Origin of the sequence: Streptomyces sp. NPDC047108, assembly GCF_040643575.1 — a bacterium.
GTDB lineage: Bacteria > Actinomycetota > Actinomycetes > Streptomycetales > Streptomycetaceae > Streptomyces.
Window position 1 is genome coordinate 161,331 of sequence record NZ_JBEYUP010000001.1, and the last position, 22,615, is coordinate 183,945.

The 22,615-nt window shown below is 69.2% G+C and carries 22 protein-coding genes and 1 pseudogene; 14 read left to right on the forward strand and 9 right to left on the reverse strand.

The window, feature by feature from the left end:
• Position 1: 1 nt before the first annotated feature.
• From ABZ822_RS00690 to rsmI, 7 genes and pseudogenes are all read right to left on the reverse strand, one after another.
• Positions 2-718: pseudogene (locus tag ABZ822_RS00690) on the reverse strand (transcriptional regulator); the annotation flags it as partial.
• 516 nt (positions 719-1,234) lie between these two features.
• On the reverse strand, positions 1,235-2,200 hold the full coding sequence (locus ABZ822_RS00695; RefSeq protein WP_360845298.1) for a 4-(cytidine 5'-diphospho)-2-C-methyl-D-erythritol kinase: 966 nt from the start codon (positions 2,198-2,200) through the stop codon (positions 1,235-1,237).
• Positions 2,197-3,078 carry a 16S rRNA (adenine(1518)-N(6)/adenine(1519)-N(6))-dimethyltransferase RsmA gene (rsmA, locus tag ABZ822_RS00700; protein WP_360845300.1) on the reverse strand — a complete coding sequence of 294 codons (882 nt, stop codon included), beginning with the start codon at positions 3,076-3,078 and terminating at the stop codon, positions 2,197-2,199. The genes ABZ822_RS00695 and rsmA overlap by 4 nt, the downstream gene beginning before the upstream one ends.
• Positions 3,075-4,616: a ubiquitin-like domain-containing protein gene (locus ABZ822_RS00705; protein WP_360845302.1), complete on the reverse strand. Its 1,542-nt coding sequence runs from the start codon at positions 4,614-4,616 to the stop codon at positions 3,075-3,077. The genes rsmA and ABZ822_RS00705 overlap by 4 nt, the downstream gene beginning before the upstream one ends.
• Before the next feature lie 188 nt (positions 4,617-4,804).
• Positions 4,805-5,830, reverse strand: coding sequence for a TatD family hydrolase (locus ABZ822_RS00710; protein ID WP_360845304.1), 1,026 nt, complete (start codon positions 5,828-5,830; stop codon positions 4,805-4,807).
• A gap of 96 nt (positions 5,831-5,926) precedes the next feature.
• Positions 5,927-6,421 (reverse strand): hypothetical protein, encoded by a 495-nt coding sequence (locus ABZ822_RS00715; protein WP_360845306.1) that lies wholly within the window; start codon positions 6,419-6,421, stop codon positions 5,927-5,929.
• A 295-nt stretch (positions 6,422-6,716) separates the two neighbouring features.
• Positions 6,717-7,568 (reverse strand): 16S rRNA (cytidine(1402)-2'-O)-methyltransferase, encoded by an 852-nt coding sequence (gene rsmI / locus ABZ822_RS00720; protein WP_360845308.1) that lies wholly within the window; start codon positions 7,566-7,568, stop codon positions 6,717-6,719.
• A gap of 187 nt (positions 7,569-7,755) precedes the next feature.
• Here rsmI and ABZ822_RS00725 point away from each other — a divergent pair, with 187 nt between their 5' ends.
• The 4 genes from ABZ822_RS00725 (at position 7,756) to ABZ822_RS00740 (ending at position 12,933) form a co-directional block, all read left to right on the forward strand.
• Positions 7,756-9,480, forward strand: a complete 1,725-nt coding sequence (locus ABZ822_RS00725; RefSeq protein WP_360846889.1) for a phospholipid carrier-dependent glycosyltransferase — start codon at positions 7,756-7,758, stop codon at positions 9,478-9,480.
• Positions 9,481-9,653: 173 nt separating this feature from the next.
• Entirely contained in the window at positions 9,654-10,664 is a 1,011-nt protein-coding gene (locus ABZ822_RS00730; RefSeq protein ID WP_360845310.1) for an HNH endonuclease, read from the forward strand.
• 353 nt (positions 10,665-11,017) lie between these two features.
• On the forward strand, positions 11,018-12,310 hold the full coding sequence (locus ABZ822_RS00735) for an ATP-binding protein (protein WP_360845313.1): 1,293 nt from the start codon (positions 11,018-11,020) through the stop codon (positions 12,308-12,310).
• Positions 12,307-12,933 (forward strand): RloB family protein, encoded by a 627-nt coding sequence (locus ABZ822_RS00740; RefSeq protein WP_360845315.1) that lies wholly within the window; start codon positions 12,307-12,309, stop codon positions 12,931-12,933. Before ABZ822_RS00735 ends, ABZ822_RS00740 begins: the two co-directional genes overlap by 4 nt.
• Positions 12,934-12,991: 58 nt before the next feature.
• Here ABZ822_RS00740 and ABZ822_RS00745 read toward each other — a convergent pair whose 3' ends face one another.
• Both ABZ822_RS00745 and ABZ822_RS00750 read right to left on the reverse strand, forming a co-directional pair.
• Entirely contained in the window at positions 12,992-13,681 is a 690-nt protein-coding gene (locus ABZ822_RS00745; RefSeq protein WP_360845317.1) for a GNAT family N-acetyltransferase, read from the reverse strand.
• On the reverse strand, positions 13,593-14,357 hold the full coding sequence (locus ABZ822_RS00750) for a GntR family transcriptional regulator (protein WP_360845319.1): 765 nt from the start codon (positions 14,355-14,357) through the stop codon (positions 13,593-13,595). The genes ABZ822_RS00745 and ABZ822_RS00750 overlap by 89 nt, the downstream gene beginning before the upstream one ends.
• Positions 14,358-14,867: 510 nt before the next feature.
• Between ABZ822_RS00750 and ABZ822_RS00755 the strand changes: the two genes are divergently transcribed.
• The 10 genes from ABZ822_RS00755 to ABZ822_RS00800 all read left to right on the forward strand — a co-directional run bounded on the left by ABZ822_RS00755 (position 14,868) and on the right by ABZ822_RS00800 (position 22,540).
• Positions 14,868-15,137, forward strand: a complete 270-nt coding sequence (locus ABZ822_RS00755) for a DUF6284 family protein (protein ID WP_360845321.1) — start codon at positions 14,868-14,870, stop codon at positions 15,135-15,137.
• Positions 15,134-15,580, forward strand: coding sequence for a Pycsar system effector family protein (locus ABZ822_RS00760; protein WP_360845323.1), 447 nt, complete (start codon positions 15,134-15,136; stop codon positions 15,578-15,580). Before ABZ822_RS00755 ends, ABZ822_RS00760 begins: the two co-directional genes overlap by 4 nt.
• Positions 15,577-16,437 carry a protein spdB gene (locus ABZ822_RS00765; RefSeq protein WP_360845325.1) on the forward strand — a complete coding sequence of 287 codons (861 nt, stop codon included), beginning with the start codon at positions 15,577-15,579 and terminating at the stop codon, positions 16,435-16,437. Before ABZ822_RS00760 ends, ABZ822_RS00765 begins: the two co-directional genes overlap by 4 nt.
• Positions 16,437-16,784 carry an RRQRL motif-containing zinc-binding protein gene (locus ABZ822_RS00770; RefSeq protein WP_360846891.1) on the forward strand — a complete coding sequence of 116 codons (348 nt, stop codon included), beginning with the start codon at positions 16,437-16,439 and terminating at the stop codon, positions 16,782-16,784. Before ABZ822_RS00765 ends, ABZ822_RS00770 begins: the two co-directional genes overlap by 1 nt.
• Complete coding sequence (locus ABZ822_RS00775) at positions 16,785-17,102, forward strand: hypothetical protein (protein WP_360845327.1); 318 nt, start codon at positions 16,785-16,787, stop codon at positions 17,100-17,102. It abuts the gene before it with no gap.
• A gap of 107 nt (positions 17,103-17,209) precedes the next feature.
• Positions 17,210-19,327 carry an FtsK/SpoIIIE domain-containing protein gene (locus ABZ822_RS00780; RefSeq protein WP_360845329.1) on the forward strand — a complete coding sequence of 706 codons (2,118 nt, stop codon included), beginning with the start codon at positions 17,210-17,212 and terminating at the stop codon, positions 19,325-19,327.
• Positions 19,328-19,531: 204 nt separating this feature from the next.
• On the forward strand, positions 19,532-19,996 hold the full coding sequence (locus ABZ822_RS00785) for a hypothetical protein (RefSeq protein WP_360845331.1): 465 nt from the start codon (positions 19,532-19,534) through the stop codon (positions 19,994-19,996).
• Positions 19,997-20,079: 83 nt separating this feature from the next.
• Positions 20,080-20,985, forward strand: a complete 906-nt coding sequence (locus tag ABZ822_RS00790) for a bifunctional DNA primase/polymerase (RefSeq protein ID WP_360845333.1) — start codon at positions 20,080-20,082, stop codon at positions 20,983-20,985.
• A complete protein-coding gene (locus ABZ822_RS00795; RefSeq protein WP_360845335.1) occupies positions 20,982-21,386 on the forward strand; it encodes a hypothetical protein in 405 nt (134 codons plus the stop codon). The genes ABZ822_RS00790 and ABZ822_RS00795 overlap by 4 nt, the downstream gene beginning before the upstream one ends.
• Positions 21,383-22,540 carry a DUF3631 domain-containing protein gene (locus ABZ822_RS00800; RefSeq protein ID WP_360845337.1) on the forward strand — a complete coding sequence of 386 codons (1,158 nt, stop codon included), beginning with the start codon at positions 21,383-21,385 and terminating at the stop codon, positions 22,538-22,540. The genes ABZ822_RS00795 and ABZ822_RS00800 overlap by 4 nt, the downstream gene beginning before the upstream one ends.
• Positions 22,541-22,615 lie beyond the last annotated feature (75 nt).

Here is a 22,615-nt window from a genome sequence, read left to right on the forward strand (position 1 = left end):
CCTACCCCTCTCGTCGCGCCGTGCTCAATGCGCCGATCTCGGCTCCCAGCTCTGCCACACGGCCGTCGCGGACCAAGGGGCCGAAGTCGGCTCGTAGGTTCCGGAGTCTACGGGCGACGTAGCCAGAGGATGACTCTCTGGCGAGTTGCAGAGCCTCCCTGCCGAAGGTGAGGACTTGTTCAGGGTCCTGCCGCTTTGCGCCGATCGCTGCGAGGTCCGTCAGGACAGCCCCCCGGCGTCGATACGACTGCCCCTCAGCAAGAGCACGATGTTCCAGGGCGCTCGTGAGCGTTTTCTCAGCGAGGTCGAGGCGCCCGAGCTGCACGTAGCGGGCTCCTCGCTCCTCGGCCAGCCGCGATCCGTCGAAGCGCAGCCATCCTCCGTTGCTCCCCGGTCCGGTGAGGTCCTGCACTTTGTCAGCTTCGTCCAAGGCGCGTTCGCACGCACTCAGATCGCCGAGGCCGGCGTGTGCTTCTGCCTGTACCGAGGCTACCCAGTGACGGGTGGACAGTGTGCTGTCTCCGTGCTTGGCGAGTCTCGCCGCGGCAGACAGGATGCTTACGGCCTCGTTGTGCCGTCGCTCGTGCACTTCGACATATGCGTGTCGGACGAGCGCACAGGCCCACAGATCGAATGACTTTGCTTCCCTGCTCGCTGATGCGGCGAGCGTGTAGGAGGCAGCGGCATCGGTGTAGTGGTTGCCGTCGAAGGCGAGTTCCCAGGGCCCGAGCACGATCGGTTTGGTCTCACGGTGACGCCGAAGGGGCAGCGGGCGTGGCTGGACGATCCAGAGGAGTCCTGGGCCCTCTGAAAGCCGTCTCACTCAACCCATGGCGACCGTTGTTGGGTCAGGGTTGCGCTGCACAACGGCATACCTAAGCCGGGCCACCCCTTCACCTGGACGGCTCGCAGGGTGGTCCGGCCGAGCGTCCATGATCGGACCTCGGTGCCGACGGTACCGGGGCTGTTCTCGTGTTCGTCCGAGTCGGCCTGCCGGTAAGGCAGTTCAGGCCATTGCAAGGTGAAAGGTTGGACGGTGCGCGGCGGAACCATGGTGCCGGTCCGGTGCCGCGGCCCGGGCACCCTCACGGCGGGGTGGGCAGCCCGGGCCGAGGGTCGCCCGGGGACGCAGGCCCTGAACTGGGCCCGCCTGTACGGGTGTTGACGCCGCGCCCTCCACCGAGGCTCCGTCGGCGGACACCCCGCACGTCCTCATCAGGACAGGCCGGGTCCGTCACACGATCGTCGCCCCGGGGGCCGGGCTCGGGGCCGGGATCGCGGTGCGGCAGGTGCCGGAGGCGAGGAGCGCTTCGGCGAGGGCCGCGGCCGCCGCGCCGTCCTGGGCGAGGAACGCGCAGGTCGGGCCCGAGCCGGAGACGATCGACGCCAGCGCGCCCGCCTTCGCGCCCGCCTCCAGCGTCCCGGTGAGCGAAGGCCGCAGCGAAACCGCCGCCGCCTGGAGGTCGTTGCTCGTTCCTCCCGCGGCCGTCACGGCGGACGCCAGCGCCACGACGTCCCCTTCGGCGAGCGCGTCGAGCAGCGCAGGGGACGGCTCCGGGTCCGGTACGTGCTCGGTGCTCGCGCCGCCCGAGGCGCCCGCCCCGGCCCGCTCCGCGTACGCCGCCTCCCGCAGCCGGTCGCACTCCCGGTAGACCGCGGGGGTGGACAGTCCGCCGTCCGCCACGGCGAAGACCCAGTGGAACGTCCCGCCGGCCTCCAGCGGTGTGAGGACCTCTCCCCGCCCCCGTCCCAGCGCCGCCCCGCCGACCAGGCTGAACGGCACGTCGCTGCCCAACTCGGCACAGAGGGCGAGCAGTTCCTCGCGCGAGGCGCCCGTCCCCCACAGCGCGTCGCACGCCACGAGCGCGCCCGCGCCGTCCGCGCTGCCGCCCGCCATGCCGCCGGCGACGGGGATCCGCTTGGCGATGTGGAGGTGCACGTCGGGGGCGATGCCGTAGCGGGCGCCGAGGAGTTCCGCGGCGCGCGCGGCCAGGTTCGTACGGTCCGCCGGGACCTGGTCCGCGTCCGGGCCCTCGACCGTGATCCGCAGGGTGTCGGACGGGGTCGCGGTGACGCGGTCGTGGAGACCGACGGCGAGGAAGACGTTGGCCAGGTCGTGGAAGCCGTCGGGCCGAACCCCGCCCACCGCGAGCTGCACATTGACCTTGGCGGGGACGCTGACGGTGACGGACCGCGTCACAGCGCGGCTCCCTTCTTCTCCGCGATGCGGGCGAACTCCTCGACGGTGAGCGACTCCCCGCGCGCCTGCGGCGAGATCCCGGCAGCCACCAGCGCGGCCTCGGCCCTCGCCGCCGAGCCCGCCCAGCCGGCGAGCGCCGCGCGCAGGGTCTTGCGCCGCTGGGCGAACGCGGCGTCGACGACGGCGAACACCTCGTTGCGCGTGACGCCGGTCTTCAGCGGTTCCGCCCGCCGGACGAGGGAGACGAGTCCGGAGTCGACGTTGGGCGCGGGCCAGAAGACGTTGCGCCCGATGGACCCGGCGCGCTTCACCTCCGCGTACCAGGCGGCCTTGACCGACGGCACGCCGTACACCTTCGAACCGGGCGGCGCCGCGAGCCGGTCGGCCACCTCCGCCTGGACCATGACGAGGGTCCGCTCGATGGTCGGGAAGGTCGCCAGCATGTGCAGCAGGACGGGAACGGCCACGTTGTAGGGCAGGTTGGCCACCAGGGCGGTCGGCGCCGGCCCGGGCAGCTCGGTGACGTGCAGCGCGTCGGAGTGCACCAGGGCGAAGCGGTCGGCGCGGTCCGGCAGCCGGGCCGCGACGGTGGCGGGCAGCGCGGCGGCGAGCACGTCGTCGATCTCGACGGCCGTCACCCGGTCCGCGGCCTCCAGCAGGGCCAGGGTCAGCGAGCCCAGTCCTGGGCCGATCTCGACGACCACGTCGACCGGCCGTACGTCCGCGGTGCGCACGATCCGGCGGACCGTGTTGGCGTCGATGACGAAGTTCTGGCCGCGCTGCTTGGTCGGGCGTACGCCGAGGGCGGCGGCCAGTTCGCGGATGTCGGTGGGGCCCAGCAGGGGGCCGTGCTCGTCGTGGAGGGGGCTGGTGCTCACTGGTGAAGCTTACGGCCGCAGTGCGGCCACGGACTCGCCCCCCTTTGGACGTACAGCTTCTTGGCCCGGTAGGTCTGCTCGGCGGCCGGTGCGTCCTGCGGCCGGCCGCGGCCGCCGAGCCCCTGCCAGGTGGGGGTGTCGAACTGGTAGAGCCCGCCGTACGTGCCGGAGGCGTCCACCGCGCTGGGCCGTCCGCCCGACTCGCACCGCGCCATGGCCGACCAGTTCAGGCCGTCCGCGCCGCGGACCGAGCGCGGCAGCGGCTTGGTGCCGACGTGGACGACCTGGGTGCGGGGCCGCCGCACCACCTCGGAGCGCAGCTTGCGCGGCTTCTGCCGGACGCCGTTGACGGTGCGCAGCGCGTAGGTGACGCGCCGGGCTCCCGGCCGCCCCTGCTGGACGACGACCTCGGTGCCCTGGGTGAGGGAGGAGTCGAGGTAACTGACCGTACGGAAGCGGACCGGCTCCTCGCGCACCTCCTTCGTCCCGGTGATCCGCAGGACCGAGATCGTCTGGCCGTCGTACGGGAAGCTGTCCTGCGCGACGGACGTGGTGTCCTGGCCCCGCAGCACGATGCCCGCCTGCTCGACGGCCTCCCGGACGGTGGCCGCGTTCGTCCGGAGTGCGTGCGCTCGGCCGTCGGCGAGGACGGTCACCGTCCGCTCGGTCCAGACCTTGAGGTCGAGCCCGCGGCGGGAGATGGAGGAGCTGCGGGAGGCGGAGAGGTCGGCGCCCTCGGCGCGCACGCCGATCTGGTGCAGCGCGCTCTCGACGGTGCCCTCGGTCGTCCAGACGCGGCGGTCGGTGCCGTCGAGGGTGAGGGTGACGGGGCGTCCGTAGCGGACGACGACCTCGTCGCCTGTGGTGAGCGCCTCCTCGGGGGCGGGCGAGACCAGATCGTGCGGGCCGACCTCCACGCCCTCGTCCTCCAGCAGTTCCTGGACGTCGTCGGCGAAGGTGTGGAGGGTGCGGTCGGTGCCGTCCACGGTCAGGCGGACCGACTTGTCGTGCGCGACGAAGGCCGTGGTGCCGCCCGCGAGGAAGGCCACGACGAGGGCCTGCGGGACGAGCCGGCGCAGGGCGTCGGGCCGTTCGGCGGCCCGGCGGTGCTGGGCGGCGCGACGGGCGGCGGCCCGGCCCCCGGCAGGAGGCACGGGAGCAGTGGGCGGAGACGCGGGCGGAACGGGAGCGGCGGGCGGGTGCGGGGGCGCCGGGGACGGGGGCGGGGCTGAGGGAGCACGGCGGGCGGCGGGCGGTACGGGGGGCGCCGGGGCGACCGGGTACTGGCGCGGGACCCGGCCGGGTTCGTAGCCGCGGTTGAACCGCGGTGGCTCCCCGGGCTCGTACGGGCGGTTGGTCCGCGGCAACTCCCCCGGCTCGTACGCCCGGTTGGGGCGCGATGTGTCCCCCGGCTCGTACGGGCGGTTGGTGCGCGACGTGTCCCCCGGCTCGTACGGGCGGTTGCCCTGCCGCGTCTCCTCGGCACGGCTCCGCCGGGCGCCGCGGACGGCGCGGTGGCTGCCCTGAGATCTGCTCACGACGCTCCCTCCCCCAGCTGCCGCTGGGTCGGGGCACCCGCAGCTGTGGCTGAGGGAGTGCACCCGGTTCCGGTGATCGGGCCCGGGACTGTATCGAAGGGATCGTCACTCTCCCAAACCGTGTGACTGCGCACGGTGACCCAACGGGTGCGGGTGACTCCGGGTTTCGCCTCCGGGGGCCGGGGCGGTCAGTAGCCGAACGCGCGTGCCGTATTCGCCGCGACCGCCTCGGCGAGGGTGTCCTCGCCGACACCCTTCACCTCGGCCATCGCCCGCAGCGTGTACGGGATCAGATACGGGGCGTTGGGCCGTCCGCGGTAGGGCGCGGGCGTGAGGAAGGGCGCGTCCGTCTCGACCAGGACGAGGTCGAGCGGGGCGACGGCGAGCGCGTCGCGCAGAGGCTGCGCGTTCTTGAAGGTGACGTTTCCGGCGAAGGACATCAGATAGCCGCGCTCGGCACAGATCTTGGCCATCTCCGCGTCGCCGGAGTAGCAGTGGAAGACCACGGTGCCGGGAGCGCCTTCCTCCTCCAGGACGCGGAGCACATCGGCGTGCGCCTCGCGGTCGTGGATGACGAGCGCCTTTCCGTGGCGCTTGGCGATCTCGATGTGGCGGCGGAAGGACAGCTCCTGGGCGGCCATGCCGTCGGGCCCGGTGCGAAACCGGTCCAGCCCGGTCTCGCCGACGCCCCGCACCTGGGGCAGCGCGGCCAGGGCGTCGATCTCGGCGAGCGCCGCGTCGAGGGCCTTCTGCCCTCCGGGCTCCCGCGGACCCTGGCGGGGCCCGCCTCCTCCAGGGTCGCCGAGGACGATGCGGGGCGCCTCGTTCGGGTGCAGCGCCACGGTGGCGTGGACGGCCTCGTGGGCGGCGGCCGTCTCCGCGGCCCACCGGGACCCGGCCACGTCGCAGCCGACCTGGATCAGGGTCGTGACGCCGACGGACGCAGCCTTGGCGACGGCCTCGTCGACCGTGCCGTCCTGCATGTCGAGGTGGGTGTGGGAGTCGGCCACCGGAACCCGCAACGGTTCGGGCAGCGGCGGCGCCGACGCGGCCTTGCCGTCCTTGGCGGCCTTGCCGTCCTTGGCAGCTCGGCCCTTCGCGGTGGCCTTGCTCTCCGCGGCGGTCCTGCCGTCCCTGGAGACCTTGCCCCCGTCGGCGCCCCCGCCCGGGGTTCCGCCCGTGCCACTGCCGCTCTTCGGTGCCGTTGCCGCCATGGCGGCGATCCTATGCGGGACGCACCGGCACCCCGGAGCCGCCCGCCGGGCTCACGGTCGTGAGCCCGGCGTGCTCGCGCACTGCGGGCGTACGGCTCACGACGCCTTGCGGTGGAAGCGGTGGAAGAGGTCGGAGAGATGGCGGCGGTGGACCGTCTCGGGCTCGCCACCGCCGCCGCTCGCAACGGCCCCCTCCCGGCCGGCGGGCTCGCCGGTACGGGTCGTGCCGGGCGGCTCCATCTGCGCGCGAGCCGCCGCGGCCGAGCCGAGCAGCGGCCCGGCGATGCCCTGTTCCGCCAGCCCCGCGGCTGCCAGCGGGATCTGCCCGGACCGCATGATGCGCACCACGTGGCCGTCGCAGTTCTGGCAGGTGGGGCGGGTCAGCGGGGACGGCACACGGCGTCCGTTCGCGTGGTAGGTCACCTGGACCCGCCCCTGGGCGTCCACGTGGTGGTGGATCTCGTAGTCCTGCTCCCAGCCGTGGCCGCACCGCATACAGGCGAAGGAGTACGCCTCGCGGGTGGGCGGCTCGGCGGATGTGCTGCGGGCCGTCGGGAAGACACCGTTCGAGGTGTCCGCGATCTCACTCATGCCAGCTCCTCTTGTCCCTCGGACAAGCCCTCCGGGACCGGAACGTCCCAGCTCCAGTGGACGCCCATTTCGGCGGGAACGCAGCAGCCCCTGCCACCTGTTGGCGCAGATTTGGGGAGTTGGTTGTGGAAAAACCCTTCTGCAGGGGCCTGAGCTTTGCCTTTTCAGATTATCCCTTTACCTTGCGGCAGGCCCCTGTCATGTGCGCCGCACTTCGGCGGGGCCGACCGTCTGCTGCTCCCGCTGCCGCGGATACGCTCCTACCCGCCCGTAAGGCCCGGCCCGGCGCCCCTCCTCAGGCCTTCTTCGCCGCCACCACCGCGTCGAACACCTGCCGCTTCGGCAGTCCGGCCGCAGCGGCCACCGCCGCGATCGCCTCCTTGCGGTGCTCACCGGCTTCCTCCCGTACGGCCACGCGCCGGGCCAGTTCCGCGGGGTCCAGTTCCTCGGGCTCCGGGGCGGGCGCGCCCTCCACCACGACCGTGATCTCACCGCGTACGCCCTCGGCCGCCCACGCGGCCAGATCCTTCAGCGGTCCGCGCCTGACCTCCTCGTACGTCTTGGTCAGCTCGCGGCACACGGCGGCTCGGCGCCCGGCCCCGAACACCTCCGCCATCGCGGCCAGGGTGTCGTCGAGCCGGTGCGGTGCCTCGAAGTAGACGAGCGTGCGGCGCTCGCCCGCGACCTCGCGGAGGCGGCCGAGCCGTTCGCCCGCCTTGCGCGGCAGGAAGCCCTCGAAGCAGAAGCGGTCGACCGGCAGCCCGGACAGCGCGAGCGCGGTGAGCACCGCGGAGGGCCCCGGTACGGCCGTGACGTGGATGTCCCGTTCGACGGCCGCGGCGACGAGCCGGTAGCCGGGGTCGGACACCGAGGGCATCCCCGCGTCCGTGACCAGCAGCACCCGGGCCCCGCCCTCCAGCGCCTCGACCAGTTCCGGCGTCCGGGCGGACTCGTTGCCCTCGAAATAGGACACGACCCGGCCCGCGGGCTGCACCCCGAGCGCCTGGGTGAGGCGGCGCAGCCGCCTGGTGTCCTCGGCGGCCACCACATCGGCGGTCTCCAGCTCGGCGGCGAGCCGGGGCGGGGCGTCCGCGACGTCGCCGATAGGGGTCCCTGCGAGTACGAGCGTTCCAGTCACGCCTGCCATCCTCCCAGCCCCGCCGCGGGGCCGGGCCGCCCGGCGCCCTTCGGTCACCGCGCTCGGCCGCCCGCGCCCGGCGAGGGTCACCCTCCGGGGGGTGCGCGCACCCGCCCCGGGGCGGGAGGCACACGCGCACAGCAGGGTTCCCTACGATGGCGCGGTGACCAGTGACACCGCGACAGGAGCACGCCCCGTGGCCGGCGAACAGCACCGCGGCGAGGCGGCGGAACGTACCGCCGCACCGACCGCATGGCAGCTGCGGCTCCGCCGCTTCGGGCACGTGGACCGGCCGCGGACGCCGCTGCGGGAGCGGCTCGTCCCCCCGTATCCGGCCCCCGCCACCCGCTCCTGGGCCATGCTCGGCCTGAGCCCGCGCGCCGCGCACCGGCTGGCCCGCTGGTCCGCCTGGGGCGGTCCGCTCCTCGTCGCCCTCGTCGCGGGACTGCTCCGGTTCTGGCGGCTCGGCAACCCCAGGGCGGTGATATTCGACGAGACGTACTACGCGAAGGACGCCTGGTCCCTGCTCCAGTACGGGTACGAGGGGAACTGGCCGAAGAACGCCAACGACCTGATCCTGGGCCACCCCCCGAAGATCCCGCTCAGTCCCGAGCACAGCTACGTCGTCCACCCGCCCGTCGGGAAGTGGACGATCGCGCTCGGCGAGCAGCTCTTCGGGCTGACCCCCTTCGGGTGGCGCTTCATGACGGCGGTGCTCGGCACGCTGTCCGTGCTGATGCTGTGCCGGATCGGCCGACGGCTGTTCCGTTCGACCGCGCTGGGCTGCCTGGCCGGTGGCCTGCTGGCGGTGGACGGCCTGCACTTCGTGATGAGCCGCACGGCGCTGCTCGACCTGGTGCTGATGTTCTGGGTGCTGGCGGCCTTCGGGTGCCTGCTCGTCGACCGGGACAGAACGCGGGCGAAACTCGCGGCCGCCCTGCCGGAGGACGAGACCGGCACCGACGTACGCCCCGACCCCGCCGTCGGGGACCGGCTGCGGCTGGGGCTGCGGCCGTGGCGGCTGGCCGCGGGCCTGTGCCTGGGCCTGGCCATCGCCACGAAGTGGAACGGGCTCTACATCCTTGCCGCGTTCGGCCTCCTCACCGTCCTGTGGGACGTGGCCGCTCGCCGTATGGCCGGAGCCCGGCACCCGTACCGCGCGATGCTGACGCGGGACGCGCTGCCCGCGTTCGTGTCGGTGCTGCCGGTCGCCGTCGCGACGTACGTCGCCTCCTGGACCGGCTGGTTCGCCACCCAGGGCGGCTACTTCCGCGACTGGGCGTCGAAGCCGCCGAACCAGGGCGGCCTCTGGAGCTGGCTGCCCGACGGGCTGCGCAGCCTCTGGCACTACCAGGCAGAGGTCTACGACTTCCACGTCAAGCTGACCTCGCCGCACACCTACCAGTCCAACCCCTGGAGCTGGCTGGTCCTCGGCCGCCCCGTCTCGTACTTCTACGAGTCGCCCCGCCCGGGCCAGGACGGCTGCCCGGTGGACGCGGCCGACAAGTGCGCCCGCGAGGTCCTGGCGATCGGCACCCCGCTGCTGTGGTGGGCGGCCTGCTTCGCGGTGCTGTACGTGCTCTACCGCTGGGCCTTCCGCCGGGACTGGCGCGCGGGTGCGATCCTCTGCGGCATCGCGGCGGGCTGGCTCCCCTGGTTCATGTACCAGGAGCGGACGATCTTCCTCTTCTACGCCGTGGTGTTCGTGCCGTTCCTCTGCCTGGCCGTGACGATGATGCTGGGTGCGATGCTGGGCCCACGGGGATCGAGCGAACGCCGCCGTGCCATGGGCGCGGTCGGAGCCGGTGTCCTGGTCCTGCTCATCGTGTGGAACTTCATCTACTTCTGGCCGATCTACACAGGCCAGGCCATTCCCATCGAGTCGTGGCGGGATCGCATGTGGCTCGACACCTGGGTCTAGCAGCAAAGACGGCGGGCACGGCACCTGTTGGTGTTGTGCCCGCCGTGGCCGTTGTCGGTCGTTGGCGGTTGTCGTGGGCCGCCTCCGGACGGCCCACAGACGGCCCGGCCCCGGGCGCGACTGATGACGAGTCAGCCCTCGGGCTGTCAGTCCCCGCTCCTACAATCCGGCGCATGGCTAAGGGCGCGATCTCTCGGGATGACATCCTCAAGACCCTTGAGGAGTATGAGCACTTGGGACGTGAAGCGTTCCTCAACATGTACGGCTACGGCGAAGCGAACACGTACCTGCTCGTGCACGACGGCAAGGAGTACGACTCCAAGGCCATCGCCGGAGTCGCGCACAAGCACCAGCACGGCGCACCGCTTACGAACAAGCAGCTCAGCGGTGGAGTCGGGCATGCGGTCGACTGGCTTAGGCGGGAAGGCTTCACCGTCAGGCCGTCGCGTAGCCCGAAGTGGACACGCGACGAGTTGATCCTCGCCTGCGATGTGGTCGCCAAGAACGACTGGAACTGGCTGGATGCAGAGGATCCCCGTATCGGGGAACTGTCTCATCTCCTGCAGCTCCTGGGCGCCTATCCGGAAGAAGCTCGCTCGACCACGTACCGAAACCGCAATGGAGCGGCTCGGAAGTCCGCGGACATCGCCACAAGCCACCCGGGCTACCAGGGGAAGCCAACGAAGGGCGGCCAGTTGGACCAGGAGGTCCTACAGGACTTCCTGGATCGGCCGGCAGAGATGGCTCAGGCCGCAGCACTCCTGCGCGAGGGCTTGAAGCACGGAACCCTTCAGCCTGCCCTCCCCCAGGACAGCGACGACGGCGAGGACGACGTCAGCGCGCCCGAAGGCCGTGTGCTCTACCGACGCCACAGGACGCGAGAGCGCAACAGGGGGCTGCGCAAGAAGAAGATCGCAGCGGTGCTGAAGAGCGGTGGGACCCTCGCCTGTGAGGCGTGCGGGTTCGACTTCGAGGCCGTCTACGGGGAGCGCGGCAAGGGCTACATCGAGTGCCACCACGTCGTGCCCCTCCATGAAGCAGGTGAGGGCAACACCAAGCTCTCCGATCTTGCCCTCATCTGCTCGAACTGCCACCGCATGATCCACCGCAGCGCACCGTGGCCCACGCCACAGGAACTCGGAACGATCATTCACACTGACAGCCATCCCGCCCCGATCACGTAAGACGGGGAGACGTGCCTCCGGCAGCCCAGGGCCTGACCTGCGACGATCGCCCTCACCCTGGGGTGATGCCGCCTAGCCCACGCCTGACGCTGAGCAGGCCGCTCAATGACCGACGACATTGCCCAAGCGTTGCGATTGTGCAATCGCCTCACCCCAACAGCCCCCAGCGAACGCACACCCTCAGATCCCGTCTACCTGAGGACGAGACCGCTCCTCAGGGGCAAGGGCATCGACCTGGACTCACCTCTACAGGGGCGATGACACACCAAGAATGCTTGTTTGGTCTTGGCTCAGGGCAAACTTTGACGCAGGATGGCTTCTAACACCCCCCACGCTCCCATCAGGAGGTCCAGATGCTACTGCGCTTCGCGGTGGCCAACTTCGCCTCGATTCGTGACGAGCAGGAGCTAAGCGCCATCGCGATCGATCGCCATGACGATCTGGCCGTCGCCCCGATCCCCCGGTCGAAGCATGCCGTTCTGCCCGCAATCGGGGTATTCGGCCCGAATGCTTCCGGGAAAAGCAATGTAATCGCAGCCCTCGGGTTCGTGAAAAGAGCCGTGTGCGACTCGCACCAGCGATGGCGCCCAACGGATGAGATTCCGCGCCGCCCATTCCTGCTTGACGCCCAGAAGTCTAAACTCCCTAGCAAATTTACCGTGGAATTCGTCAATGAAGGCACCCGACACGAGTACGGGTTCCACTGCGATTCGGAAAAATTCACCAGAGAGTGGCTCTATTCTTACCCGGAGGGGAAGCCGCGGCGAATCTTTGAAAGAAATGCCGGGCACGATATTGACTTCGGCCCCACCTTGCACGGCCAGCGGAAACAAATCGCGAAGATGGTGAGACCGAACAGTCTCTACCTATCCGCTGCGGCAGCAAATAACCATGAACAGCTGGAGGCGATCTACGATTGGTTTGCGTTTAATCTTCAGATCGCCACAGAAGGGAACTTCGACGGTCGACTGCGAGAGACTCGCCACTTTCTCGAAGAACATCAATCTTCAGCGCTGCTTCATCTCCTCAAGTATGCAGATCTGGGGGTTGACGGCGTTAAGTTTGCAGACGCACAACTGGCACCCGAGCATGCAATGAAACTCGCTGACTTCATTAGCGCTGTGGAAAACACTGAGGTTTCCCCGAACCAGGTTTCCATGGCAATGGAGGTAGAGGTTTCGCACGCCGCGAGGGGCAAGAAATTCACCCTGCCGCTGGAGCACGAGTCAAGTGGGACCAAGACGTGGCTTGGGATCGCCGGACCCATCATTCGAGCTCTGACCTCAGGCAGCGTGCTGGTTATTGACGAACTCGACGCAAAGCTTCATCATCATGTCGCAGGACAGTTCGTTCGCCTCTTCCAGGACAAACGTACGAATCCGCACGGAGCCCAACTGATCTTTAACACACACGACGCTGCGCTACTCGGCCCCGACGCTGTTGCTCGCCTGCGACGCGATCAAGTTTGGCTGACCGAGAAGACCGATGGAGCAACGCAGCTATACCCTCTATCCGACTTCAAGGTACGGTCGATCGAGAATATCGAGAAGCGGTACCTCGGGGGGCGGTATGGGGCATTGCCGTTCTTCGATGAGTCACTTCTTAGTGAAATCATTTCCGAGGTTAGAGCCAAGGGTGGACATTGAGAGCAAGAAAGACTCTGAGTCGCGGTAGTGCAAAGCCTGCGAGGAACGCGAACAAGAAGTTCCTCGTATATTTCGAGGGAGAAGAGACAGAGCGCCTCTACGTAAACGGTCTGCGCAAGTTAGCACTGAGCTTCGGAATTGTCATTGAGCCCGGACCAAGTTACGGAGAGCCGCTAGGCCTGGTGAAGAGCGCCAGGAAGCGTGCCAGGGAAATCAGCAAGGCTGATCCATACGATGCCGTTTGGTGTATTTTTGACGTAGAGGCGCCAACTCCACACGGGGGCTTGGACGCCGCGCTAAGGCTCGCAAAGCAATCGAATATTCTATGCGCCATGTCCAATCCCTGTTTTGAACTGTGGCTCGTGCTGCACGTCTCCGAATTTGCTGGCTACAGAACAACGGCTGAAATGTGCAGAATAGCCAAGAGTCGGATTTCGAGCTACGACTCCAAGAGTTTTGATTTTGAAGAAGTTAGTTCGCGCATCGGCGCCGCGGTGGAACGTGCACGCAATCTAGACGAACAATATCCGGATTACGTGCACCGCAAAGAAAAGAACCCATCAAGTTCCATGTGGAAGCTAATTGAGTTTCTTTGCGAGAATGGGCTTGCCCTCAGCGAGTGACTCCAGCAAGCGGAAGACTACCACCTTATGACTACCGCCTCCAGAGCGCGGCGTACGATTACGCAGGGCTAGTGTGCCCCCACGCACCCTCGGTGCTTGGGTTGCCATTGATGTCATGTTGTGGCATCTCCAGGTGAACCACCTTGGGGCCTTGATTAGTCATGGTATCCGAAGACCGTTGGTAGAGCGCACCTGAACGACGGTGCGGCAAATCCACTCTCCTCACGAAGTCAAAGTCGAGCCGCTCGTAGTATCGGCCAAGCTCTTCGTTTGTTTTCCATGCATCCACCCGGAGCCAGGACTTTCCCGCAGCCCGGGCTCTTTTGGAAGCCCAGTCCAGCAAAGCACTTCCAACGTGGAAGCCCTGCGCACTGGGAAGCACAATGATTCTGTGCCCATAGAGCGCATCACGCGGAGAATCTGCGTCACTCCAGAACTCAGGGTCCGCAAAATCATCGAGAGTTATTGTTCCGAGGTACGCCTTGCGCCTATGAGCGATGTAGGCTGTCCCCCTTCTTACATCACGCGAGATCTTCTCCAGGTCCGGCGGATATTGCCATTGGTCGGATCCCTGCGATCTGAGCCAGCTTGATGCTTCTCTCCACATCGACGCGATGGTTCCGACCTCGCCCGGGAAAGCTGGGCGAACCGTGATGCTCTCATCCATGCTGCGGCCCTCCCAGGTCATAGCGGAGCACGTTGCGATCCGTCGGCATGGCTGTGACGGTGACGCGTACTGGCCGCTCATCCGCGTAGCCGGTCCTGGTTCGAACTAGAAGCGGCACGCCTGGCTCGACGTTCAACTCACTGGTCTGAGCCGGATTTGGCATCACCGCTGTGACGTCGTCTAGGTAGCGCGTCTGCGCATGTCCCATCGAGGCCAAGTACGCGATTACGCCTTGGGGGATGTCCGCAGGCTCAGCAATCGGCGTGCCTCGGACCAGATCGTAGGGGTAGTAGGAGTCCTCGGTAGACCAAGCCTGGTCGTCAACGAATCGGAGCCTCCGGCGCACGAGAACATTGGAGTTGGGCCCAAGCCCCAGTCGCTCGGCGATGTCGGGTTGGGCGCGCTCGATACTCACCGAGATCTTCTGGCTTGGCGTCCGTCCCTGCTCCTCGATGTCCTGCACCCATGCATCTACGCCTGCCGAGACACGGCGATCGTGGTCCTCGGAGCGGGACGCGTTGTAGACCAAGACGTCCTGCCGGCGCACTGTGTACCCGCGCCCCTGACTCGCCACGATCAACCCCTCCGCCACTAGGCGCTGAAGGCCGAGGCGCACTGTGTTGCGAGACGCCGAGTGTTCCTCGCATAGCGCCCGCTCGCTGGGCAGCTTGGTGCCGGGCGGGAACTCGCCGCTGGTGATCTTCGCTCGCAGAGTGGCTGCCAACTGCACATACAGGGGACTCGAGGCAGTAGTCATGCCCTTCATCTTGCCCTACTGAGGCAACTGGTACCAACAAGCTGAACCAAAACGCTTGACTCCGCTCCGTGTGCGGGTGCAGCATGTTCAGCAACTGGTTGGTACCAGTGAGACCAGCGGTGCCAGTCTGTTCGAACTGGGCTTTGTGTGGCGTTCCCGCTGCTCAGAGCCCCGCTCGGCCCGGGATTGCTCGTCGGAAGGCGGCTTCGGTCGCGCGCCGCGGGCCCTGTGCTGATCGGTGCTTGAGAACTCAACAGTGTGCTTTGAGGGGAACCGCCCCACCTCTGCGAGCAAGCGGGCGGCGCGACACGGGTTTTGCCCCCGTGCGCGGTACAGCGCAAATCCCAACCCCGCAGCACTTCGTGCCTGCGGCCGGTTGCCTCCGCTGCTCGTCTCGTACGAGCGGCGCTGAGGGGAGCCGGATGTTCCGACTTCAACGGCACGCGCCCCCGGAGCGGCTACTCCGGGGGCGCCACTCGGGCCGTTCCTGTCTGAGAGGAACCAGACCCAATGAGTCCCATCGTCACTGTTCAGGAAGCTGTTACCGCGTTCGAGCCGTGGATGGAGCCCACGGATGCGGAGCTGGATGCGATCGAGCAGGAGCTGCCGCTGATCCTGGCGGACGTCGAACTGGTCGACGCGCAGATCATCGCCCTTGACCGCACCCCGAACGAGCTGGACGCCCGGCGCATCCGCCGGGCCCGCAACCGGGTGCTGACCGCCCGTCGGGAGCTGGCCAACCGCACCGCCGGAACCAGCCTCCCCGGGGGTGCCGCATGAGCGCCACCGACCACAATCTCACCGCCGCGCACGCTGAGGTGAAGGCGGAGATCGCCCGGACCGACGCCAAGACGGCCCTGTTACTGGCATTCGTCGGCGCCCTCCTGGCCGGGGCCTGGACGGTCGCCCGGGACCTGCCGATGAACCTGCCCGCCTACCTCTGCGGCGGACTCGGCCTGGCAGGACTGGTTGCGGCAGCCGGTCTGCTGCTGCGTTCGGTTCGGCCGAACCTGGGCGGCCGTCACGGCTTTCCGCTGTGGGCCACCCTCGCCGCGGAGGAGATCAAGGATGCCGTCACCCGTGATCTGGCCGCCGACATCGCCGGGCTCTCCCGGATCGCGGTCGCGAAGTTCACGTGCCTGCGCCGCGCGGTCGACCTGACCTTGGCCGGTGGCGCGCTGCTCATCCTCGCCGTCCTGCTCACGGTGGGGGGTGCGGCATGAAGGCCAAGACCGTTCTTCCCGCCGTCGCGATGACGGCCGTCTCCATGGTCCTCACGCTTGCCGTGGTGCTGATGTGGCTGGGCGGCGCGGTGCCGTGGCCCGTCGCCCTCGTTGTCGGTCTCGGCATCGACGGGGGATGGCTGGCCACCCTGGCCTACGAGCGTCGGCTTGCCGCGCAGGGCGACCACAGCCGCGTAGTGACGGCCGTTGGCTGGTGCTTCGGCCTGGTCGCCACGGGTGTCCTGATCGCACACGCCCTCACGGCTGAAGGGTCGGCCGCCGCGTGGCTGGCCGTGGCATGGCTGCCCGTCGCAGCGAAAGCGCTGTGGGTGGTGCACGGTCTGTGGGAACGGACCGCTCTCACCACGGCCGCCCTCGATGACATCCGCGGTATCCAGCAGGAGGCCCGGGATGCGGCTGCCGTGGCGCGGGCCCGGCTGCGGGCCGAGGCCAGCACGGAGGAGACGCGGCTGACGGCCGTGACGCAGGCTGGCGCCCGCGTCGCACGCGTCCAGGCCAAGACCGCCAAGACCCTCTCCGCCGCGTGGTCGACGCTGGAGGATGCGCGGGACGGCGAGGAGACCGGGAGGGCGCTGACCAGCGTGACGACCCCCGTCACACCCGGCGTCACCCCTCGCTGGGAACTCCCCATCTGGGGCCCGGTGGAGCCGGTCACGGACCTCGCGTTGGAGACCGCCCCCGGGCTCAGTGACGAGATCTTGGACGCGCTGGTGGACCGGATCCGGCACAGCGAGAACCCCGCCCTGTCCTACCGGGAGATGGCCACCCGCTTCCGCGCCGCCGGGCACTCCGCCTCCGAAGTCCGCCTGCGGGCCGCCTGGAAGCGCGTCGCGTGATGGGCGCGCTGCCGGTGTTCCGGTGGCGTCTGGCACCGGACGGCTACGCCACCCGCCGCCAACTCCGCGCCCGCGGACTGCGGCCGGGCGGGCAGCAGGTGGCGGCTCAGCTCGAACGTCCCCGCCGTCGGCGGGGGCCGCTGGTCGCCTACCTCTACCGCATCGACGCCGCCAAGCCCGTCCGCCCGATGACGCCTGCCCGGCGGGCGGCGCTGGCGAAAGCCAACGCCGCCCGCCGCACGTGTCCCGAGTGCCGACGCGATACCGGATACGTCATCCCCACCTCGCTCGGCACCTGCGTGCCGTGCGCCTACCCCGACCCGCACGGGTCCGAGAGGACGACCTGAATGGGTAACTCCGATGTTCGCCGTCTGGACCGGGAAATTCAGCAGACGGTCAAGAAGCTCGAAGCCGTGCGGCGGCGGGAGTTGTGGCCGCTGAACGGCAGCGAGCGCCGTGCCATGGCCCGCGCTCTCGCCAGCGGCTCCTACCGCGCCGCCAAGGGCCGTAATACCGGTCGCGCCGACGACCAGATCGACACCACCACCTCCGCCGCTGAGACCCGGCTGAACGCGGAGCTGACCGCCCTGCACAGCGAGCGGCAGCGCCTGCTGACCGAGGCCGCCCGCGACAAGGCCAAGAAGAAGTCCTCCGGCTGGTGGTGACCAGCCACAGCCGCAACACCCGGGGTGGCCGCCTCTTTCCACGGACACGGCCACCCCGGCTCCATCAACTCCCGCCCCACGAAGGGGTAGTCAGGAGCACTTCCAGCATGTCTGAGAACGTCGTCCACCTCCGCAAGGCCACCGACCCTCCGACCCCCGACACTGCCCCCACTGTGCTCACGGTCGTGCCCGACGCGCCGCCCACACGGCCCGTGCCGCTGTGGGTCCGCTCCGGACGCGCCGTGAAGAGCGCCGTTACGCACGAGTCGACCAGGGCGACGGCGCGGGCAGCGGCCCGGCACAGCATGTACACCCTCAACGGCGGCCGGATCGTGGCACGCCGGACCTGGGACGGTCGCACCGGCTCCCGGTACGAACGGATGATCCGGGCGGCGGAGGCCGCGGGGAACCTGGAGGCGGCCGAAGAGTGGGAGGAGCGGTTGCAGCGCTTCCGCGCCGCCCGCCACCACCGCCGCATGGACCTCCTCCACTCGCCCATAGAGGCCGCCAAGGGCGTAGCCGTCGGCGCTGGCATGAGCGTCGGCGTCCTGGTCGCCCTCGGCGTCGTCATGGCCCTCAACACCGGCCACCTCGGCGACGTCATCACCCCGCTCACGGCGACCATCGACTTCATCGCCCTCCTGATCCGGATCGTGCAGATCGTCTGGGGCCCCGCCCTCACCATCGGCCCGTTCCTCGCGCTGCTCGCCCTGTGGTCGGTCGGCCGCAAGCAGCAGGCCGCCCCGAACTGGGCACTCCCGGCGAACGTTCGCAACGGCGAGGGCGAGCCGATCACCCCGTCCATCGTGGTCAAGGCCCTCCGAGACCTCGGCGTCCCGGCGCTGCGCAACGCCATCAAGGAGATGGGTGATGCCGGCGCCTCGATGCTGGGCCCGATTCGGATCGCCGGATGCGGCGTCGAAGTCGACGTCACCTTGCCTTCCGGGGTCTCCACCAACGAGGTGCAGAACCGGCGGCGCAAGCTCGCGGAGAACCTGACCCGACACGAACACGAGGTGTTCATCACCATCCCCCAGGCCGCGCGAACGGTGCGGCTATGGGTGGCCGACTCCGGTGCGCTGGACGAGCCGATCGGGCCGTCCCCGCTGGTCACGGACGAGACGATGACCGCCGACTACGCCAAGGGCCGCGCCCCTTGGGGGCAGGACCTGCGCGGGGACGCCGCGAGCGTGAGCCTGTACCAGCGCCACCTCCTGATCACGGGCCTGTCGAACCAGGGCAAGACCGTCGCCCTGCGCTCCCTGGCCCTGTGGCTCTCGCTGGACAAGTCGGTTCAGTTCCTCATGGGTGACCTCAAGGGCGTGGGCGACTGGGCCATGTTCGACGGGCTCGCCACCACCCTGATCCAGGGCCCGACGGATGAGCACGTGATCCAGGTGACCGAGATGGTCGAAGGCGCCGTCGATGAGATGAACCGCCGTATCCAGGCGCCGCCCGGCACCGTGTTCCCGCCGCTGATCGTGTGCGTGGACGAAGCGCAGGTCGCGTTCATGTGCCCCGCCATCGACGACCAGAAGCGGCCCTACGGCGGCTCCAAGGCCAACTCGCGGTACTTCATGGCCGTCCGCAAGATTCACAACCAGGGCCGGGCCGTGAACGTGCTGATGTGGCAGGGCACCCAGGACCCGACGAATGAGAACCTTCCCAAGCTCGTCCGCGAGGGCGCCCACACCCGCGCCTCCCTCGCCCTGGGCACCGAATCCCAGGCCCGCATGGCCCTGGGAGACAAGGCCGTCGACGGCGGGGCCGCTCCGAACCTGCTGCGTCCTGGCCTGGACCGGGGAACCCTGGTCGTCGCCTCAGACGGCATCACCATCCCCGCCGGACAGTCGTCCATCACGGTACGCACGCACTACATCAACGACGACGACGCCGAAGCCATCACCGACCGGGCCAAGGCCCTGCGCGACGGCGTAACCACCCTGCACGCCATCGAGCAGCGCGAGGAACACGACCCGCTCGCCGACATCGCCACCGTCATCGGCGACGCGCCCCGAGTGCGGACCAAGGACGTGCTCGCGCGGCTCGCCACGCTGAACACCGGCGCCTACGGCAGCTGGTCGTTCATCGACCTCAAGCGCGTCCTGGACGACGCCGGGGCCGAGCCGTACAAGTCCGACGGCGTGATGGTCGTCGCCCGCGACCGGGTCGCCCGCGCCCTCGCCAACCGCGACACCGAGGGTTCCGCTTCCGCCGACGGATGACAGGGAGCGCACCGCCGACGGGTCAGGGAGGCAGGGAGAACTCCCTGACAGCCTCCCTGACCCGCATCCCTGGCCCTGACCTGCGCGAATGATCGTTCAGGGAGGCAGGGAGGCATGCAGGTCAGACCCCTCAGACACCCCTCCACAGCGCCCCCGGCAGGGGGTGTCTGTGCCTCCCTGGCCATACGCCGGAAGGGATTCCGCATGTTCCCCGACCACACCCACCGCCCGCCCGTTCAGCGGGCCATAGAGGTGCATCAGCCGACCCCGCTCGCGCCCGCCGTCACCGTCCCGGCGCCGGTCGTGCACGTCCAGCCGGGCACGGTTCCCGCGGTGGCGAGCATCGTCCTGCCCGACGGCCGCGTCGTCACCGGCTACACCATCGAACCCACCCGCCCGGAACCGGTCGCGGCCAAGCCCGCCGTCTCCGGCACCGCGGTGAACCTCGCCCTCGGGGGCGTCGGGTTCCTCGCCGTGTGCAGCGGCCTGCTGATGCTCACCACGTTCATCACCGCCCTGACCGCGCTCGTCCACCAACTGATCGTCCTGGCCGCCGTCATCTTCGGCGGCTGGCTCGGCGTGCAGGTCTTCAAGCCCCACGGCTCCAAGAGCGGGACCACAGTCAACATCCGCAAAGCGATCTTCAAGCGCAACCACTTCCACGGCTAGCAACGCCAAGGGCGGCCCCCTCACGCCAATGACCGGGCCGCCCTGACCACCAGCACCCATCCAAGGAACTGGAGACATCCAGCATGACTCATGACCTCCGCTTAGCGCTGCTGCGCGCAGCGCTGGACGCCGCAGAACGCGGCTGGCACGTCTTCCCCCTCCGTCCCGGCGCCAAGCGGCCCGCTCTCCACGGACGGGCCACCTGCACCCGCACCGGCCCCTGCGCGGGCGGGCACCTGAAGTGGGAGCAGCGAGCCACGACCAACGCGGACCGCATCCGGGCCGCGTGGTCGCGGGCCCCGTTCAACGTCGGCATCGCGACCGGCCCGTCCGGGCTTCTGGTCATCGACCTGGACGTCCCCAAGGGCAAAGGCAGTTCGGACGCGCCTTGCGGCGCGGCGACCTTTGGGGCGCTCTGCGAGCGCGCCGGACACGCCGTCCCCGACACCTACCGGACCCGGACCGCGAGCGGCGGCGAGCACCTGTACTTCACCGCCCCACCCAGTCCCCGGCTCACCAACACCGCAGGCACCATCGGGGAGTTGGTCGACACCCGCGCCTGGGGCGGCTACGTCGTCGCCGCCGGATCCCGCACCACCACAGGGGACTACGAAGCCCTGTGCGGCCCTGAGACGACCTCCGTGCCCTCGTGGCTGCACAGCATCCTGCAACCGGCCCACAAGACGTCTCAGGCGCCCTCAATGGCCGTAGCCGGTCAATCCAGCCGATACGCGGATGTAGCACTCGCCAGCGAGACGCGGAACGTCGCATCGGCTCAACTCGGCTCACGAGAGGCCGCGTTGTTCCGGGCAGCGCGAGCCATGGGGCGGTTCGTCGCGTGGGGCGACCTCCCCCGGCACGTGGTCGAGCAGGCTCTTCAGGAGGCGGGAGAGACGGCCGGACTCACCGTCTCCGAGTGCCGCTCCACCCTCCGCAGCGCACTGAACTGGTCCATCACCCACAACCAGAACAGGCGGGATGCGGCATGAACACCCCCACCCGCCCCCGCCTGAAGAGCATCACCTCACCCCCGCCTGGGCCGCACGCCGCTCCACAGGCAGCGGACACGACGGTCGTAGGCGAGCCGAAAGACGCCGCCCGTAAGGGCGTCCAAACAAGCCCTAACCCGCGGACCGGCGGCGCCGGAAACCCCACACCGGACCGCCCCGGCATCCGCATCTACGCCACGCCGGTCTACCGCCATCCCCACGACGGGGCCCGCTGGTCCAAGCGCTACGGCGACACCCCCTCCGCCGCCTACGCCTGCCCCTGCGGACATGCCGGCACTGCCATCGGAGCCGACCGCGTGGCCGCCCTGCTCGCCGACTACGAACGCCACCGCGACACCTGCCCGCTGCGGAACCACCAGGAAGGAAGGGCCGCCGCATGACCCCCACCATCGACGGGGCCGCGCTGCTGGACGAGGTGGAAGCCTTTCACCGCCGCTTCAACGTCTTCCCCACCGAGGCCGCCTACGTGGCCGTCGCCCTGTGGGACGCGCACGCGCACCTGCTCGACTGCTTCGACTCCACGCCCCGCCTGGCCGTCCTGTCCCCGGAACCGGGGTCCGGGAAGTCACGGGCGCTGGAGATCGTGGAAACCCTCGTGCCGCACCCGATGACGGCCGTCAACGCCTCCGCTGCGGCCCTGTTCCGGGCCGTATCCGGAGCTGACGGACGCCCGACCATCCTGTTCGACGAGATCGACACCGTCTTCGGCCCCAAGGCCGGAGACAACGAGGAATTGCGCGGCTTCCTCAACGCAGGACACCGCCGCTCCGGGGTCACCTACCGGTGCATCGGTGACGGCGGTAACCAGACCGTGCAAGCCTTCCCCTCGTACTGCGCCGTCGCAGTCGCCGGACTCGGCTCCCTGCCGGACACAATCCTCACCCGCTCCGTCGTCATCCGCATGCGGCGCAGGGCCCGCAACGAACGCGTAGAAGCCTTCCGCGCCCGCATCCACGAGACCGAAGGCCACAAGCTGCGCGATCAACTCGCCCAATGGGCCGAAGGAGCCCGCGGGTTCGTCATGGGTGCATGGCCGGAGATGCCCGACGGCGTCACCGACCGGCCCGCCGACGTGTGGGAGCCCCTGATCGCCATCGCGGACGCCGTCGGCGGCCGCTGGCCACAGCGTGCCCGGGAAGCCTGCGTAACGCTGGTCAAAGCGGCGCAGTGCACCGACAAACACAGCCTCGGTATCCGGCTCTTGAGCGACCTACGCGACCACGTGCTCATCGGCATCGACCGACTGCCCACCATCGCCATCCTCGACCGGCTCAACGCACTCGATGACGCCCCATGGGCCGACCTCAACGGCAAGCCCCTCGACAACCGGCGACTGTCCCGCATGCTCGGCGAGTACATGACGAGCGACAACGAACCCATCCGCTCCCGCAACATCCGCACAGCAGGCGGAGTCCTCAAGGGATTTCACGCCCAAGATCTGGAAGACGCGTGGGCCCGCTACTGCCCCCCTCCCCAGGAAGCCGCTACAGCCGCTACACCGCTACAGCCCAGCTCAGACCAGCTGAATCTGTAGCGGCACCAGAGCGTGTAGCGGCTACGCCAGCTACGCCGTAGCTCGTGCGTAGCCGCTACACGCGACCTCTCCGCT